Source organism: Gardnerella vaginalis ATCC 14018 = JCM 11026 (assembly GCF_001042655.1).
In the GTDB taxonomy this organism is placed as follows: domain Bacteria; phylum Actinomycetota; class Actinomycetes; order Actinomycetales; family Bifidobacteriaceae; genus Bifidobacterium; species Bifidobacterium vaginale.
The window spans coordinates 1464994-1481138 of record NZ_AP012332.1 but is presented as its reverse complement, the minus strand read 5'-3'; the positions used below and the strand labels follow the sequence as shown (position 1 = coordinate 1481138).

Here is a 16145-nt window from a genome sequence, read left to right as displayed (position 1 = left end):
CATATAATTAACTTTTAGAATCTTTTTAGGGTATTTTTAGATTATTTTCTGCATAAATTCTACGTATGATTCAATCGATGATATACACTGTTGGCTATGCCTGAATTTGAAAGATACTCATCTGGATCACATATGAGAAAAGCACGTTATGCAAAAAAAGCTAAAAAAGGCGTGTCCTCGTGGGTTATTTTTATAGTCTTAATTGCCATTATGTCTGTTGTTGCATGGGGTGGATGGCGATTTTTAGATGGAAGATCAATAGTTCCAGAAAGTATTGTTCCGTCATCAGGCTCAGTTTTAAAAATAGGCTTGCGTACAGCCCCAGCATCCTTAGATATTAGGACTGACGACAGTGATTCACTGCAACAAGCTCTTATTGAAAACGTTTATGAAACGCTTATTAAACGAGACGGCAATAATGCTTTAAAACCAGGTCTTGCTCAGTCTTGGAGCGTATCTTCCGACGGTTTGAATTATAGGTTTAGGATTCGTTCAGGCGTGAAGTTTGCAAATGGAGACGTAATGGACTCTGGCTCCGTACTGCAATCACTTCAACAAGGTATTACAAAAAGCTATCCAGGCTATGAAAAGTTGACGAATATTACAAGCGTATCTAACTCAGGACCTGATATTCTAAACATTTCATTAAAAATGCCAGATCCATTACTGCTGCGAAGATTAGCAGGTAGAGCTGGAATTGTATATGACACTCGCGCTTCATTAAACTACGCTTCAGACGCTATGGGAACAGGACCTTTTAAAGTTAACGGTTATAGTAAAGGTTCAGACCTTGTTCTTGTGAGAAACGACAAATATTGGGGTACAGCATCTGGCTGCGCTAGCATAACTCTTAAATACTTTAATGACGATACATCTTTAGCAAATGCCATGCAGAATGGCGATATTCAAATGGCTGTTCCTCTTGATGGCAATGAAAACAAACGTATGGCGTCAATGCCAAATACTCAACTTGTTGAAGGTCAGAGCACTAGAATACGAATGATTGCTTATAACACTGGAATATCGTCTATTTTCTGCGATCAGCACGTTCGTAGAGCAAGCAGTTACGCAATGGATATAAACACTGTTTTATCGGCTGATCCATTTGGTGGTCAAATTGTGCGCGGACCAATTTCCCCATTGTCGCCAGGATACGAGGATTTAAGTGGCACTTATCCACATGATCCTCAAAAAGCTCGATCTCTATTCTCATATTTCTCTGCTGCCTACCTTGGTAAAATTACATTCCTCGTACCTCTTGGAATGAGCAATATTGGTAATGCGCTTGCTTCCCAGTTAAACGCTACTGGCGGTTTCCGTGTGAATGTCGAAGAAGTAGATGAGAACACTATGAAACAGCGAATTCATGATGGTAAATATGACTTAGCACTCACATGGATGAATCACACTTTGGATTCTGGAGCGTATGCAGATACAAAGTCTACTTATTTGTTCCAAGATCATGAGTCTCAGAAATATTTTGCACAGGCAATGAAATCAACAAATGCAGAAGGATATGAGTCAAATATCAAACAGTATGCTAGAGAGTTGAATAATTACGCTGTTTCTGACTGGATGTATGCGCGAAAGAGCATTGTGGTAGCTAAATCTAATGTTAGCGGATATCCTACAAACATGACTGATCAACTTTTACCATTGCACGATGTAAACGTAAAATAAATCCAGGATTATTTAAGGAATATAAGTGCGTGTGGTTTGGGATTAGTCGCAAGCAACCGTTGATTTGAATAATTTTTGCAAATATTTGTAAAAATATTGACGTTGTCGCGCTGAGTTTCTAATATTCAGTTCATGAGCGAACAGGATAATAACACAGTAAAACACGCACATTTAACGCCTCTTCTTAACAAAGTTGGCGTTGATGGTCTTGAAGACAAGTGGCGTAGTAATTGGGACGAAGCTAAGACTTACGCATTCCATAATTCTCGCGACCGTAAGGCAGTATATTCTATCGATACTCCACCTCCAACAGTTAGTGGTCACTTGCACGTTGGTCACGTATTCTCTTACACGCATACTGATGTGATTGCGCGATATAAGCGTATGCAAGGTTTTGACGTGTTCTACCCAATGGGTTGGGATGATAACGGCTTGCCAACAGAACGCCGCGTGCAGAATTATTACGGTGTGCGAGTGGATACTTCGTTGAAGTATGACCCTGATTTTAAGCCGCCTTTTGAAGGCACTGAAGGCAAGAAGATTGAAGCTAAGGATCAGGTTCCTGTAAGCAGACAGAACTTTATTGAGCTTTGTGAGCGCTTGACTTCTCAAGATGAGAAGCTTTTTGAAGCTTTGTGGCGTAGGCTTGGTCTTTCTGTTGATTGGTCGCAAACTTATCACACTATTGGCGAGCAGCCTCGCCGAGTTGCACAAAAAGCATTCTTGCGCAATCTTGCTCGTGGAGAGGCTTATCAGAAAGACGCTCCAGGCTTGTGGGATGTTACATTCCAGACTGCAGTTGCGCAGGCTGAGCTTGAAGCGCGCGAATATCCTGGCTTCTACCATAAGATTGCGTTCCGCTTTGAAGATGGTACGCCAATTTATATTGAAACTACGCGCCCAGAATTGCTTGCTGCATGCACTTCTTTGATCGCGCATCCAGACGACGAGCGTTACAAGAAGTACTTTGGTCAGGAAGTTTACTCACCGCTGTTTAAGGTGAAGGTCCCGATTTTGGCGCATCCTGCAGCTCAAATGGACAAGGGCGCTGGCATTGCAATGTGCTGCACTTTCGGTGACGTAACTGACGTTGAGTGGTGGCGCGACTTGAGTTTGCCAACTCGACCAATTATTCAGCGTAACGGCCGCATTGTAATGACGACTCCTGATTGGATTACGGACGAGTCTGGCCGCGAAATGTTCGAGAAAATTGCCGGCAAAACCACGTTCTCCGCTCGCAAGGAAGTTGTTGAAGCTTTGCAAGCAGCTGGAGACATGGAAGGCGAACCAAAGCCAACAAAGCGTATGACGAACTTCTACGAAAAGGGCGATAAGCCTTTGGAAATCGTCACTTCTCGCCAATGGTACTTAAAGAACGGCGGCACAGATGAGAAGCTGAATGCTGAGCTTATTGAGCGCGGTAAGGAACTTAACTTCCACCCAGACTTTATGCGCGTGCGCTACGAGAATTGGGTTCACGGCTTGAATGGTGACTGGCTTATTTCTCGCCAGCGCTTCTTCGGCGTGCCATTCCCACTTTGGTACCCAGTAAATGAAAATGGTGAAGTGGATTACGAGCATCCTTTGACGCCTAGCGAAGATCGTTTGCCAATCGACCCAACTATTGACGTTCCAGAAGGCTTCGATGAATCTCAGCGAGATCAGCCAAACGGCTTTACTGCTGAGCAAGACATTATGGACACTTGGGCTACATCTTCCTTAACTCCACAAATTGTGACTCGTTGGGAAGAGCCAGGCGAGGAAAATCAGGCTTTGTTTAAGGCTACTTTCCCAATGGATTTGCGTCCACAAGGCCAGGATATTATTCGTACATGGTTGTTTAGCACGGTTGATCGCGCGCATCTCGAAAACGGCTGCTTGCCTTGGAAGCATGCTGCGCTTTCTGGCTGGATCTTGGACCCAGACCACAAGAAGATGTCTAAATCTAAGGGAAACGTGGTTGTACCAAATAAGCCGATCGAAGAGTTTGGTGCGGATGCTGTGCGCTACTGGGCAACTTCAGCAAAACTCGGCTTGGATGCAACTTACGACGAAGGCCAGATGAAGATTGGCCGCCGCCTTGCGATTAAACTTTTAAACGCTACTAAGTTTGCGCTCGCGATTGGCCGAGAAAACGATGAACATCAAGTTCTTGAGTCTGCTAGTGCGGATTGGGATTTTGCGAACGTTACGGAAGTTTTGGATCGCTCTGTTATGGCAAAGCTTGCATCCGTTATTCGTACCGCAACTGATGCGCTTGAATCTTACGAGCATTCCAAGGCTTTGGAAGCAATCGAAACATTCTTCTGGGAGTTCTGTGACGATTACATTGAGCTTGCAAAGAATCGTGCTTATGGTACTGCAGAGTCCACTGGACGCACTCCAAGTGAAGCTGCTGTAAAGTCTGCTCGCACAACTCTTGGTCTTGCGCTCGACGCTTTGGCTCGCCTGCTTGCTCCTTACTTGCCTTATGCTACGGAAGAAGTGTGGAGTTGGATGCATGACGGCGAAGGCTCTGTGCATCGCGCTAGCTGGCCATGTGCTAAGGCATATGAGGCTGCTGCAAACGGTGTTTCTGCAGACACTTTAGCTTACGCGGGCGAGGCTTTGGCTACTTTGCGAAAGATTAAGTCTGAAGCAAAGGTTTCTATGAAGACTCCTATTTTGCAAGTGACTTTGAACGTAGCAGAAAATGCTTATAAGGCTGTTGAGGAGACTTTGGGAGACGTTGCGGAAGCGGGACGCGTTACTGGAGAAGTAAAGCTTAACGCTGTTAAGGCTGCGGATGCTGGCGATTCGGCGGCGGATTCTTCGTCTGCAGATGCAGATTCTGATGCAACTAATGTAAACGTTTCTGTTGCTCAAAGCGAACTCGGTGAAGCTCCTGCAAAAAAGAAGTAATCGCCAGTAATCGCAAGTAAGCGAAAATGATTAATCGCGAAGTAACTAATCGTAAGCTGCTTCGCGATTAATTGCAAAACAAAAGCGCTGTAAGTTAATCTTTGACTCCAGCGCTTTTTGTGTATTGTAAATACTAAGCATCGCGCGGTAACGCTAGACTGTAAACCATGAATCCAGAAAGCTTAAGTGAATTAATTGAAAAAATCGCGAAAGATTTAGTAGCAAGTGGTAAAGCTGGCAATCTAACAGAAGATTTGATTCCAGCTGCCGAAAAACTCGCAGTTATGAGGCCAAAAGATCGCGCACACGGCGATTGGGCCACGAATGTTGCTATGCAACTCGCTAAAAAAGCTGGTATGAAGCCTCATGATTTAGCCGAACTTTTTGCCGAGCGTTTGCAAGAAGCGCAAGGTATTGCGCGCGTAGAAGTGGCAGGCCCTGGCTTTATTAATATAACGCTTGATTCTGCGTCTGCAGCGGCTGTTGTTGACGAAGTATTAAAGCAGGGCGCGGATTTTGGTAAGAATGAGCACTTGGGCGGAAAAACCCTAAACCTTGAGTTTGTTTCCGCAAACCCAACTGGCCCAATTCATATTGGTGGCACTCGCTGGGCGGCAGTTGGTGATTCTATGGCTCGAGTTTTGGAAGCGAACGGCGCAAAAGTTGTGCGCGAATACTATTTCAACGATCACGGCGAGCAAATTAACCGTTTTGCTAAGTCTTTAGTTGCTGCAGCTCACGGCGAAGAAACGCCTGCAGACGGATACAAAGGCGCGTATATTAACGAAATCGCGGATGCTGTTATAAAAGAAGCGCAAGCAGACGGCGTTGATGTTCTTTCCTTACCTCGAATTGATCTTGGTAAAGACGAGGAAGGTTTGCCGCTTGGCGAGGGCGACTCTGAGCAGCGTGAAGAGTTCCGCAAGCGCGCAGTGCCAATGATGTTTGCTGAAATTCGTAAGTCAATGCGCGATTTTCGCGTTGGCTTCGACGTGTGGTTACACGAAAACAGCTTGTACGAGGATGGCGAAGTTGAGCGCGCTATTGCAGATTTGCGTGAGCGTGGAGACATTTTTGAAAAAGATGGCGCAACTTGGTTTGAATCTACTAAGCATGGCGACGACAAGGATCGCGTAATTATTAAGTCTGACGGCAATTACGCCTATTTTGCTGCAGATATTGCGTACTATCGCAACAAGCGTCATCGCGAACAGAATCCTGCGGACGTAGCAATCTACATGCTTGGCGCGGATCATCACGGCTATATTGGCAGAATGATGGCAATGTGCGCGGCTTTTGGGGATGAGCCAGGCGAAAACATGCAGATTCTTATTGGTCAGATGGTAAACGTTATGAAAGATGGTAAGCCTGTGCGCATGAGTAAGCGTGCTGGAAACGTTATTACGATTGACGATTTAGTTGATGCAATTGGTGTTGATGCTTCTCGCTACTCGCTTGCTCGCACAGATTACAATACAAGCGTTGATATTGATTTGGATTTGCTTGCTTCCCACAGCAACGATAATCCTGTGTATTACGTGCAATACGCTCACGCACGCAGCTGCAATGTGGCTCGTAACGCTGCGGATGCTGGAATCAGTGCAGATGGAGCCGATTTAAGCTTGCTTAATACCGAGGCTGACGGCGAAGTGCTGGCTGCTTTGGCACAATGGCCTGCAGCTCTTGCACAAGCTGGCGATTTGCGTGCTCCACACAGAGTTGCGCATTATCTTGAAGATTTGGCAGCAAGCTACCACAAGTGGTACAACCTTGAGCGCGTAGTGCCAATGGAGTTGAGCGACCCAGAAAATCGTTTGCCAGAAGCAGAGCGCGAAGCTCAGCGCATTGCAAAGTGCCCAGAGCCAGCACGCGCTGCAGCTCGCTTAAAGCTTAACGAGGCTGTTCGCACAGTTATTGCATCTGGACTTGATTTGCTTGGAGTTTCTGCTCCAGACAAGATGTGATTTAGTGCATTTGCTTTTTTATTTAGGACGTTAGTTTTTACGCTAGCGTCCTTTTATTTTTGACTAGTAGACACGCGCGAAATTGCAAATTTTTGTCGATTAAGTACATGCGATTGATTAGTATACCCCCTAATATTATTTTTCGGTTTCAGTTTTGTTATTCAATGCGTTAAATAATATGCTTAAACAATTTTTCACCATATAGGAGGTGTAGCATGAGCGTCACAACACAAAGTGTCAGCACAGACAGTGCCCCGAAAAAAAGGAACTTGACAATTATTGAATCCGCATACGTGGCGGTCATGTTGTTCGGCATGTTCTTTGGCGCTGGAAACCTTATTTTCCCAGTATTCCTTGGTGCTAACGCAGGAAACAATTCTGCGCCTGCAGCAATCGGTTTTATTGTTACTGGCGTTGGTTTGCCATTGTTGGGCGTTACGGCTCTTGCAATGAGTCGCGCAAACGGTCTTTTTGAGCTTTCTAGCAAAGCTAGCAAAAAATACGGCATGTTCTTTACATGCGTTCTTTATTTAACAATCGGCCCGTTCTTCGCAATTCCGCGCTGTGCAACAACTTCATACACTGTTGGATTGGAGCGAATTATTCCGCAAGACGGAAACGGACAACTATACTTGTTCTTGTTCTCTGTAGTGTTCTTTGCGCTCGCATTCTTCTTTGCTATGAAACCAAGCGGCATACTTACGTGGGTTGGTAAAGTTCTTACGCCAATCTTCCTTGTGTTCCTAGCTGTTTTGGTATTTACTGCACTATTTTCTCCTATAAGCGGTGCTTCTTCGGATGCTGCTCCTATAGGAAATTATGTTAATAAGTCATTCTTTACAGGATTCTTAGATGGCTACAACACAATGGATGCTTTAGCTAGCTTGGCATTTGGAATTGTTGTTGTTAGCACCATTCGTCAGTTTGGTGTAAAAGATCCTAAAGATGTGGCAGTTAATACTGCCCGCTCTGGATTCTTTAGCTGCTTGCTTATGGCGTTGATTTACGTTGCGATTGTTGTTGTTGGTGTGCGTAGCCGCGCGCTGTTCCCACCTGCGGAAAATGGTGGCGTGACTTTGGCGCAAGTTGCACGCTATCATCTTGGAAACGTTGGCTTATTCGTGCTTGCTGCAACTGTAACTCTTGCATGCTTAAAGACGGCAGTTGGCTTAATCGTAAGCTGTTCGGAAACTTTCTCTAAGCTATTCCCTAAAGGTCCTAGCTATCGTGTTTGGTCTGTATTGATTACGCTTGTTTCGTTTGGCCTTGCAAACTTTGGTTTGAGCGCAATCATCGAATATGCGGTTCCAGTATTAATGTTCTTGTATCCGCTGTCAATCGTGCTGATTCTTTTGGCTTTGTGTGGTCGACTTTTTGGAAATTCCAAAGTTGTGTACGCTTGGACACTTGGTTTTACTGGTGTTGCAGCTGTATTTGACTTTTTAAATAGTTTGCCATCCGCTTTGCGCAACGCATTGCATATGAACGATATGTTGTTGGTTGCTCAAAACTGGTTGCCGTTCTCGGAATTTGGAATGGCTTGGGTTTGCCCTGCTGCTGTTGGATTTGTTGTTGGCTATGTTCGTATGGTTTTATGTGACAACAAAGGTATGGAAGAAGTGGCTCGCGTAGCTGCTGGCCCAGATCTTGAAGGCAGCGTTGCTAATAGCGATGATTATTCTTCAAGCGATGCTGATTTTGACGAGTCGGATGCGTTCGCTGTATCTGCTAAGTCTACTGTTGACGAGCCTAATTTTGGCAATCAATCTTAGTGACTAATTCACAACTATTTGTATAGATAGTTGTAATAATAAATAATCGCCATATTAATGCTCATATGAGCTGCGATATGGCGATTTTCTTTTTGTCTTTCTTTTAAGAAAATCATGTTATTTTTAGCAATAAAACGATATTATTGAACCACAGTGTAGTGAAGATGTTAGGGCGATTTACGTTTTACGTAATGTTTTATTTTGTAAAAAACAAGAATCAATATTTGTAATACAAAAATTTTGTTGTACGTAATTATTGCTGGGTATGAGCTAAAGGAGGCTGATTAATTATGGTAGAAGATGGAGAAAATAACGTGAATAATGAAATTAAATTATTTGAGGGTAAGCAAGTACGTTCCGCTTGGAATAACGAAAAAGAAGAATGGTATTTTTTCGGTAGTGGATGTGGTTGCAGTTTTGACAGATAGTAAGAATCCTAGAGACTATTGGTATCGTCTAAAAAAGCGCATGAGTTAGGAAGAAAAAAGTGAGTTGTCGACATTTTGTCGACAACTGAAACTTGCATCGTCTGACGGGAAAAAATATGAGACAGACTCCGCTGATATGCAAGGGATTTTGCTCATTGTTCAATCAATACCATCTCCTAAATCTGAACCATTCAAAATGTGGTTATCGACAGTTGGTAAAGAGAGAATTGATGAAGTAATTTATGGGAGTAAGTTTAAGGGGCATATTGCAGGTACCTGGAAAACTCTTAGTTAAAACCTTGGATTTGATTAATGCAAACTTGATTAAAAGCTATATTAACGCTATAATAAGTATATAAATTAAGGAGGTTTTTATGGATGTGAGAAATAAAATAAAACAAATTAGATTGCAAAGTCTTCTAAGTCAACAAGACTTTGCTAAGCAGATAAATGTTTCCTTTTGTACAGTTAATAGATGGGAAAATGGCAAAGCTATACCAAACTATAAAGCACTATCTAACATAAAAGATTTTTGCAAGAAAAGGGGAATTGCTTTCGATGTAGATATCATTCATGTGGAGGAAAGTAAATGAAGGTATTAAGCTTATTTAGTGGGTGTGGTGGATTAGATTTAGGGTTTGAAAAAGCTGGTTTTGAAATACCAGTGGCTAATGAGTTTGACAAGACTATATGGGATACTTTCAAGATTAATCATCCGAAAACACATTTAATCGAGGGTGATGTTAGAAAAGTATCAAAAAATGATATCTCTGAATATCTGTCTGGAAACTTGGATGGAATTATTGGTGGACCGCCATGTCAATCTTGGTCAGAAGCCGGTTCTTTGAGAGGCATAGATGATGACAGAGGGAAACTTTTCTTTGACTATATTCGTATATTAAAAGATTTTAAACCTAAATTCTTTTTGGCAGAAAATGTGAGCGGCATGTTAGCCAATAGGCATTCCAGCGCGGTTCAAAATATTCTGCATCTTTTTAATGACGCTGGCTATGATGTGAATCTTACACTCGTAAATGCTAAAGACTATGGAGTTGCACAAGATAGAAAACGTGTGTTCTATATAGGCTTTAGAAAAGATTTAAATATAAAATTTTCTTTTCCAAAAGGATCTACAGAGGACGATGAGAAGAAACTTACCTTAAAAGATGTCATTTGGGATTTGCAAGATACGGCCATTCCTGCGAGAGAGCGAAATCATCATAATCCAGTTGCTATAAATAACAATGAGTATTTTATCGGAGCGTTTTCCTCTATATTTATGAGTAGGAATAGAGTTCGTTCTTGGAATGAACAAGGATTTACAGTGCAAGCTTCTGGAAGACAATGCCAGCTTCATCCTCAGGCTCCCAAGATGATTAAATTTGGGATGAATGACTGCAGATTTGTAAAAGGGAAAGAATCTCTATATCGTCGAATGACTATAAGAGAAATAGCCAGAATACAAGGATTTCCAGATAATTTTAAGTTCATATACGATAGCTTAGATACGGGTTATAAAATGATTGGGAATGCAGTACCAGTAAATCTAGCATTTGAAATAGCTACTGCAATTAAAAAAGTTCTATCATAATTCAGATAAGTGGTGGGAGCTGAGTTTAAAGCTTCCACCACTCATCTATGCCTATATGTTCACAGATTCAGTATGCATTATTAATTCAAGACTTAAATCATTAGTATTGGAAATGCCTAATAAATCTAAAGCTGATTTTAATCGTTCATATACAGCATCTCCCCCTTCCAAAAGGGGTTTATCAAATACTAATTCATAATCCAATTTTCCATTAGTTACGAACCAATTTACATAAACAGCCAAAGGTCTGTCACCATCATATTTATTTTTAAGTGAACGATAATTTAACGCTTTACAAGCAAAATACACATTTGGATTCTGATCAACGTAATCATCAATGGCAATTAACGAATTAACAGCGTCTTGAGTTGTGTCTATATTATCTTTTTCAACTAGTATAAAGTTTGCAACTCCACTGTCTTTTATAATAACGTCCTTAACATACGCATTTCGTTTATCCTCAGATAGGTTTGTACCCGCATAGACATCAATGACTTGCTGCCTAGTAAGATCTATTTTTTCACTTAACTGACCGCTTTTAACATTTAATAATTCAAATTTCCAACCAAGTGTGATAGCACCTTTATCTGTGCGACCTAATTTACTCTTGTATATTAGTGGTCTTTTTTGAAAATCATTCTGTAATTTAGTCACAGCGCTGATAATAATCTCTTGCCAGTTAGATCCGAATAACTGTTCTGCTCGCTCAGCATTGGTTTTATTTTCAAGAAATTCAGCATTTTCTTGCTTAAAAGAGATTTTAAACTCTTTAACACAGTTGTTACTATTAACAGCTTCTACATATATATCAGTTTTAGGTTCACCTTTTTTGCAGGTTGGCTTTCCAGAATTATTTACTTTAAAGAATTCTCCTTCATAACAAAATGTTGAGTCAGCGCTAAACAGTGATAATATTTTATGTTCTTCGGAACCAAATGTTTTTGCCATAATTTTTTTTACCTCATTTCTTTTTGTATTTCCATAATGTCACTAATATTGCAGTTTAAAGCGATACAGATTTTCAATAATCCAACCATATGTTCTAATAATCATTTAAAATCTCCTTATTCTTCTACGTTTTCCATGATATCTTCCAGTTTGCAGTCCAATGCCTCGCAAATTTTGATGAGAACTGGGTGCCGCTATCGCAAAAATTTTAATTAACACAAGCACAGATTTTGCAAAGTAATATTTGTTTGTAAAGCAAAAGCCTACCGAAATAAACAGGTAGGCTTTTTGGTTAGGTTTTTGACGCGATTATTTGCGATTTAAACTAGAAGTTGCCGCCGTTCCAGCCCCAGTCAGTTGTTGCAGTGTAACGAATGTAAGTGCGATCTTGTGGTACGCCAAGCTCGCGATTCAAAGCTGCCATAATCTGCTCTGTCAACTTTTCCCAAGCAGATCCTGGCACGCTAGAGCCAAAAACGTTCACTTCAACGTAAGCTGCAGGCTTAGAATTGTCTCCTGCAAAATAAATTGGCATATTGTCTTCAAACGGGCACATAAGCCAATGCTCACTTTTGCCTGGAACTGCGCTAATCGCTTTGCCGTATGCTGCTTTTAAGGCATCGCGCTGAGCAGGTGTAGTGCTTACAGAAACATGAGTGTGAATAACTGGCATAATCGCTCCTTTGCTAAGTTTTATGAATTTTTTAAGTTTATAAACTTGTGCTGCGCAACTTATGTTACGCAATAATAAACCTGCGTTACGCAATAATTATAGTGAATTGTTAGCCTCCGCGTGTTTAATTGAATGTATGAAAAAACTTATTGAACAGGTTGTTAAGTTTGGAATCGTAGGCATTATTGCGCTGATTATTGACGTAGTATTGCTAAACCTGCTTCTTCTTGTGCATCTTAATAACGTTGTTGCTGGAACAATATCTTTTATAATCTCACTTATTTTTAACTATATTGCCAGCATGAAGTACGTGTTTAAGCACCGCGAAGACATGGCTCGTTGGATGGAATTGCTGATTTTTATTATTTCTGCAGTTATTGGTTTGCTTATTAACGATGCGATTATTTGGCTTAGCACGCTTGGAATGGCACAAACTTTGCGTGGTACTGCGATTTACATGCTTCGCACAAACATTGGCAAGCTTATTGCAACAGTTGTTGTAGCTGTGTGGAATTTTGTTATTAGAAAATGGCTTTTAGACGACACAAAGTCGCAAAAACCTGATTATGATGCCGCTAAAGACAATACTTTTGCTCACAAGTTAGGTGAATGGTCGTTAAGTCACACTCCAAAAGGGTGGAAGTAGGTTTGGAAGTAGGTTTAGAAAATATGCCAGCTACGACTATTCATTTTGTGCGCCACGGGGAAGTGGAAAATCCAAATCACGTGCTTTACGAGAGGCTCCCAGGATTTCACTTATCTAATCGCGGCTTAAAAATGGCTTGCGCTACAGCAAAATACATTGCGACTGTTCCACAAATGCGCGGAATTAGTGCGATTTACTCGTCTCCTTTGGAGCGCACGCAAGAAACAGCGCAACAAATCGCAAGCGCTTTGCAAATTGGCCCGATTATTTTAGACAATCGTCTAATCGAAGCAGAAAACAATTTTCGAGGGAAAAGAATCGGCTACGGCGAAGGCGCTTTGTGGAAAAACAACAATTGGAAACTTGTATCTAACTTGTGGAAGCCAAGTTGGGGAGAATCCTACAAGAGTATTGCTGCGCGCGTTGGCGATTTTGCGTGCGAACAAGTGAAAAATCACCCAGGAGAGCAAATCGTAGCTGTAACGCACGAATCGCCAATATGGTCTTACCGTCATTTGCTAGAAACAGGTCACGCTGAGCACAATATGCTTTTGCGTAAAACGGCCTTAGCATCGATTACTTCGATTACGTACGATTGCGCAAATATGAATGTGCTTTCCATCACATATGTGGATCCTGCGGCGCGTGTGCAATAGAACGTGTGGAATAATAAGCAATAGACTTTAAAATATGCATAAAAGATGCGTAGAAACTGTTTTTTACAGCTAATGCGAAGGAGCGTTATTATGGGTGATTCTGTAGAAAAGCTGGATTCACAGGCTTTGAGTCTGCTTGAGTCTGCTGCAAAGTCGGCCGCGGATTTAACTAAATTGTGGCCTTTAAGCGAAGCTCGCCATTTAGATAATGACGCAAAATATGCTGAAAATCTTGAGGTTAGGGCAATTCGCACTATTGCTCGAATTATTACAGATTTAGACGTTACTGTTCCAGATGCAGAGTTTGTGTATGAAGGTGCAGACGAAATTCCAGGACGCCCTCAAGAGATAGTTGACGCTCTTTTGGCTGCTGCAAACGCTTACGATGATATGGATTTATGCTACGAACCAGACTACAGCGAAGCGCAAGAAGAGCTAGAAAATAACACGAATGATGTTAGCGCTATTTTTAACAAGCTTGAATCAAATCTTTCTAATGATGTTAACGCAATCAACGGTGCTGCGGATTCTTTAAGCGTTGCAGGTAATTGGAGTGTTGATAGCTTGCAAGATGCGTTTAGATGCGCAAAACAAGAGTGTGATTTTTGCGGACTTAATTCTGTAGAATCGCAAAAAATTACAGCAATACTGTCTATTCTTAAAAGTCTTATTGAAAAAACAAGCAACATTTACGAAACTTTGCCTATATTCCTATATATTAACGAAGTGTGTGAGTGCGCGGGAGTTCCGCGAATGATGTTTAAGGATAATCAGTGGCGTGCGATTGTTGATTGCGTAAAAAGTGGCGATGATGGCGAAACTGGCGAAAATAGTATGAGCACGCTACTTGAAATTGCAGCCCCATTGCTTGAGCGCGAATGGTTAAAGCATAAGGAAGACGTACTTTGGGATCCAGAAGAGGCTAAGAAGCTTGCAAAAGAAGAAGACGATAGAAAGTCTCGCGAGGCTCTTGCTGCAAAGTTTGCGCATGTGGAAGGTAATAAGGAATCAACGCAAGCGCTTGACTAGATAGGCACGTCCGTAACGCGCGGCACAATGGAACCTATGACTGATACAGAGGAAACTCAAGAAGTTGCTAATAATGCAACAAAATCCACAAAGCCTGAACTTCCAAAGAATGTTCGTGTGCGTTTTTGCCCTTCGCCAACCGGCACGCCTCACGTTGGCATGGTTCGTACAGCGCTGTTTAACTGGGCGGAAGCTCGCCACACGCATGGTAAATTGCTTTTCCGCATTGAAGATACAGATAATGAGCGAGATAGCGAGGAAAGCTACCAGCAGATTATTGAGGCTCTTCGTTGGCTCAATATTGATTGGGACGAAGGCATTGATGTTGGCGGAGAAAATGGCCCTTACCGCCAGTCTCAGCGTATGGAAATTTATAAGGATGTAGCGAAAAAGCTTTTTGATGCAGGATACGCTTACGAGTCCTTCTCTACTCCAGAAGAGATTAAAGAGCGCAATATTGCTGCAGGGCGCCCAGCTGAGTTTGGTTACGATGGTTATGATCGCAACCTTACTGAGGAGCAGAAGCAAGCTTTCCGCGATGAAGGTCGCAAGCCTGCACTTCGCTTGAAGATGCCAAATGAAGACATTACTTTTAACGATTTAATTCGTGGCGAAATCACCTTTAAAGCTGGGTCTGTTCCAGATTATGTGATTGTGCGCCCGAATGGTGATCCGCTTTACACGCTTACGAACCCTGTTGATGACGCGTTAATGGATGTGAACGTTGTTTTGCGCGGTGAGGATATTCTTAGCTCCACACCTCGTCAGATTGTGCTTTACCGTTATCTTATGGAAATGGGTATTGCGAAGGAAACTCCGCTTTACGGCCACATGCCTTACGTTATGGGCGAAGGCAAGAAGAAGCTTTCTAAGAGAGACCCTGAGTCCAACTTGTTCTTGCATAGAGATAACGGCTTTATTCCAGAAGGCTTGCTGAACTACTTGGCTTTGCTTGGATGGTCTATTGCGCCTGATCGCGACGTGTTCACTATGGACGAGATGATTGAAAAGTTTGATGTGCGAGACGTTAAGGCAAACCCTGCACACTTTGACTTGGATAAAGCAATTTCCATTAACGCTGAGCATATTCGCATGCTTGATTCGCAAGACTTCTTAAATCGCTCTGTGCCTTATTTGCATAAGTATGGCGTAGTTAGCGCGGACAATTGGGATGCCTTAACTGACCGTGAGCGTGAAGTGCTCACCGCTGCTGCTCCTCTTGTTCAGCCTCGAGTGCGTTTGCTTGGTGAAGTTGCTGGAATGGTTGGCAGTTTGTTGAGCGAAGATGGCTATATTGAGCCAGATGACGATGCGCGTAAGCAGCTTAAGGAATCTGCTGGTGATGTGCTAGATGCTGCGCTCGCTGCTTTGCAAAGTGTTGATGCTTCTGATTGGCATACGGATTCTTTGCACGAGCTTTTGAACAAGAAGCTTGTTGAAGAAGCTGGATACAAGCCGCGATTGGCATTTGGCCCTGTGCGAGTGGCTCTTTCTGGTCGTCGCGTTTCTCCGCCATTGTTTGAGTCCATGGAAATTGTTGGTAAAGACGTGACTTTGGCGCGTTTGGCTGGATTGCGTGAGCATTTGTAAATCGCAAATAGCTTTTAAATCTTAAGTAGATTTTGTATAAAGCGGGAATGTAGTGTAATTCTGCATTTCCGCTTTTTGTGTTTTTAGGAGTTTTAGCGTATTTTCGACACGCCGCGGTTGCGTATTGAGCTGTTATGTTGTAAAGTCGACATTTGTTGCGTCTAGAGGCGTAGCAGATAAATGAAGCCCCCGTCGTCTAGCGGCCTAGGACTACGCCCTCTCACGGCGCCAACACCGGTTCAAATCCGGTCGGGGGTACAAAGACGG

14 protein-coding genes, 1 tRNA gene and 1 pseudogene are annotated in these 16145 nt (G+C 42.4%); 12 read left to right on the top strand and 4 right to left on the bottom strand.

Annotation, left to right across the window (positions count from 1 at the left end; genetic code table 11):
• Positions 1-132 precede the first annotated feature (132 nt).
• The 7 genes from GAVG_RS05710 (at position 133) to GAVG_RS05675 (ending at position 10336) form a co-directional block, all read left to right on the top strand.
• Positions 133-1680, top strand: a complete 1548-nt coding sequence (locus GAVG_RS05710) for an ABC transporter substrate-binding protein (RefSeq protein WP_009994651.1) — start codon at positions 133-135, stop codon at positions 1678-1680.
• Between the two features lie 132 nt (positions 1681-1812).
• Entirely contained in the window at positions 1813-4581 is a 2769-nt protein-coding gene (gene valS / locus GAVG_RS05705) for a valine--tRNA ligase (protein WP_009994649.1), read from the top strand.
• A 167-nt stretch (positions 4582-4748) separates the two neighbouring features.
• On the top strand, positions 4749-6545 hold the full coding sequence (argS, locus tag GAVG_RS05700) for an arginine--tRNA ligase (protein WP_048653138.1): 1797 nt from the start codon (positions 4749-4751) through the stop codon (positions 6543-6545).
• Between the two features lie 215 nt (positions 6546-6760).
• Positions 6761-8317, top strand: coding sequence for a branched-chain amino acid transport system II carrier protein (gene brnQ, locus GAVG_RS05695; RefSeq protein WP_013399771.1), 1557 nt, complete (start codon positions 6761-6763; stop codon positions 8315-8317).
• A gap of 290 nt (positions 8318-8607) precedes the next feature.
• Positions 8608-8745, top strand: a complete 138-nt coding sequence (locus GAVG_RS07385) for a hypothetical protein (protein WP_009994647.1) — start codon at positions 8608-8610, stop codon at positions 8743-8745.
• A 374-nt stretch (positions 8746-9119) separates the two neighbouring features.
• On the top strand, positions 9120-9338 hold the full coding sequence (locus GAVG_RS05680) for a helix-turn-helix domain-containing protein (RefSeq protein ID WP_009994645.1): 219 nt from the start codon (positions 9120-9122) through the stop codon (positions 9336-9338).
• The gene (locus GAVG_RS05675; protein WP_009994644.1) at positions 9335-10336 is read left to right on the top strand and encodes a DNA cytosine methyltransferase; all 1002 of its coding nucleotides are present in this window, start codon (positions 9335-9337) and stop codon (positions 10334-10336) included. Before GAVG_RS05680 ends, GAVG_RS05675 begins: the two co-directional genes overlap by 4 nt.
• Positions 10337-10387: 51 nt before the next feature.
• Here GAVG_RS05675 and GAVG_RS05670 read toward each other — a convergent pair whose 3' ends face one another.
• The 4 genes and pseudogenes from GAVG_RS05670 to GAVG_RS05665 all read right to left on the bottom strand — a co-directional run bounded on the left by GAVG_RS05670 (position 10388) and on the right by GAVG_RS05665 (position 11957).
• Positions 10388-11284 (bottom strand): hypothetical protein, encoded by an 897-nt coding sequence (locus tag GAVG_RS05670; RefSeq protein ID WP_009994642.1) that lies wholly within the window; start codon positions 11282-11284, stop codon positions 10388-10390.
• A gap of 8 nt (positions 11285-11292) precedes the next feature.
• The gene (locus tag GAVG_RS07625) at positions 11293-11373 is read right to left on the bottom strand and encodes a helix-turn-helix domain-containing protein (protein ID WP_116285253.1); all 81 of its coding nucleotides are present in this window, start codon (positions 11371-11373) and stop codon (positions 11293-11295) included.
• Between the two features lie 27 nt (positions 11374-11400).
• Positions 11401-11466 (bottom strand): annotated as a pseudogene (locus GAVG_RS07620) (helix-turn-helix domain-containing protein); the annotation flags it as partial.
• Positions 11467-11609: 143 nt separating this feature from the next.
• Complete coding sequence (locus tag GAVG_RS05665) at positions 11610-11957, bottom strand: phenylpyruvate tautomerase MIF-related protein (protein WP_004114298.1); 348 nt, start codon at positions 11955-11957, stop codon at positions 11610-11612.
• 136 nt (positions 11958-12093) lie between these two features.
• Here GAVG_RS05665 and GAVG_RS05660 point away from each other — a divergent pair, with 136 nt between their 5' ends.
• The 5 genes from GAVG_RS05660 to GAVG_RS05640 all read left to right on the top strand — a co-directional run bounded on the left by GAVG_RS05660 (position 12094) and on the right by GAVG_RS05640 (position 16136).
• Positions 12094-12603, top strand: coding sequence for a GtrA family protein (locus GAVG_RS05660; RefSeq protein WP_004114300.1), 510 nt, complete (start codon positions 12094-12096; stop codon positions 12601-12603).
• 23 nt (positions 12604-12626) lie between these two features.
• Positions 12627-13259, top strand: coding sequence for a histidine phosphatase family protein (locus tag GAVG_RS05655; RefSeq protein WP_009994640.1), 633 nt, complete (start codon positions 12627-12629; stop codon positions 13257-13259).
• Between the two features lie 90 nt (positions 13260-13349).
• Positions 13350-14288 (top strand): hypothetical protein, encoded by a 939-nt coding sequence (locus GAVG_RS05650; protein ID WP_009994639.1) that lies wholly within the window; start codon positions 13350-13352, stop codon positions 14286-14288.
• A gap of 27 nt (positions 14289-14315) precedes the next feature.
• Positions 14316-15878, top strand: a complete 1563-nt coding sequence (gene gltX, locus GAVG_RS05645) for a glutamate--tRNA ligase (protein WP_009994637.1) — start codon at positions 14316-14318, stop codon at positions 15876-15878.
• 185 nt (positions 15879-16063) lie between these two features.
• Positions 16064-16136 (top strand) — tRNA-Glu (locus GAVG_RS05640).
• The last annotated feature ends 9 nt before the right edge of the window (positions 16137-16145 follow it).

What these genes read in the sequence shown, in the direction of transcription:
- GAVG_RS05710 (WP_009994651.1), top strand. Translation starts at nt 133, where the DNA reads ATGAGAAAAGCACGTTATGCAAAAAAAGCTAAAAAAGGCGTGTCCTCG.
- valS (WP_009994649.1), top strand. Translation starts at nt 1,813, where the DNA reads ATGAGCGAACAGGATAATAACACAGTAAAACACGCACATTTAACGCCT.
- argS (WP_048653138.1), top strand. Translation starts at nt 4,749, where the DNA reads ATGAATCCAGAAAGCTTAAGTGAATTAATTGAAAAAATCGCGAAAGAT.
- brnQ (WP_013399771.1), top strand. Translation starts at nt 6,761, where the DNA reads ATGAGCGTCACAACACAAAGTGTCAGCACAGACAGTGCCCCGAAAAAA.
- GAVG_RS07385 (WP_009994647.1), top strand. Translation starts at nt 8,608, where the DNA reads ATGGTAGAAGATGGAGAAAATAACGTGAATAATGAAATTAAATTATTT.
- GAVG_RS05680 (WP_009994645.1), top strand. Translation starts at nt 9,120, where the DNA reads ATGGATGTGAGAAATAAAATAAAACAAATTAGATTGCAAAGTCTTCTA.
- GAVG_RS05675 (WP_009994644.1), top strand. Translation starts at nt 9,335, where the DNA reads ATGAAGGTATTAAGCTTATTTAGTGGGTGTGGTGGATTAGATTTAGGG.
- GAVG_RS05670 (WP_009994642.1), bottom strand. Translation starts at nt 11,284, where the DNA reads ATGGCAAAAACATTTGGTTCCGAAGAACATAAAATATTATCACTGTTT.
- GAVG_RS07625 (WP_116285253.1), bottom strand. Translation starts at nt 11,373, where the DNA reads ATGGTTGGATTATTGAAAATCTGTATCGCTTTAAACTGCAATATTAGT.
- GAVG_RS05665 (WP_004114298.1), bottom strand. Translation starts at nt 11,957, where the DNA reads ATGCCAGTTATTCACACTCATGTTTCTGTAAGCACTACACCTGCTCAG.
- GAVG_RS05660 (WP_004114300.1), top strand. Translation starts at nt 12,094, where the DNA reads ATGAAAAAACTTATTGAACAGGTTGTTAAGTTTGGAATCGTAGGCATT.
- GAVG_RS05655 (WP_009994640.1), top strand. Translation starts at nt 12,627, where the DNA reads ATGCCAGCTACGACTATTCATTTTGTGCGCCACGGGGAAGTGGAAAAT.
- GAVG_RS05650 (WP_009994639.1), top strand. Translation starts at nt 13,350, where the DNA reads ATGGGTGATTCTGTAGAAAAGCTGGATTCACAGGCTTTGAGTCTGCTT.
- gltX (WP_009994637.1), top strand. Translation starts at nt 14,316, where the DNA reads ATGGAACCTATGACTGATACAGAGGAAACTCAAGAAGTTGCTAATAAT.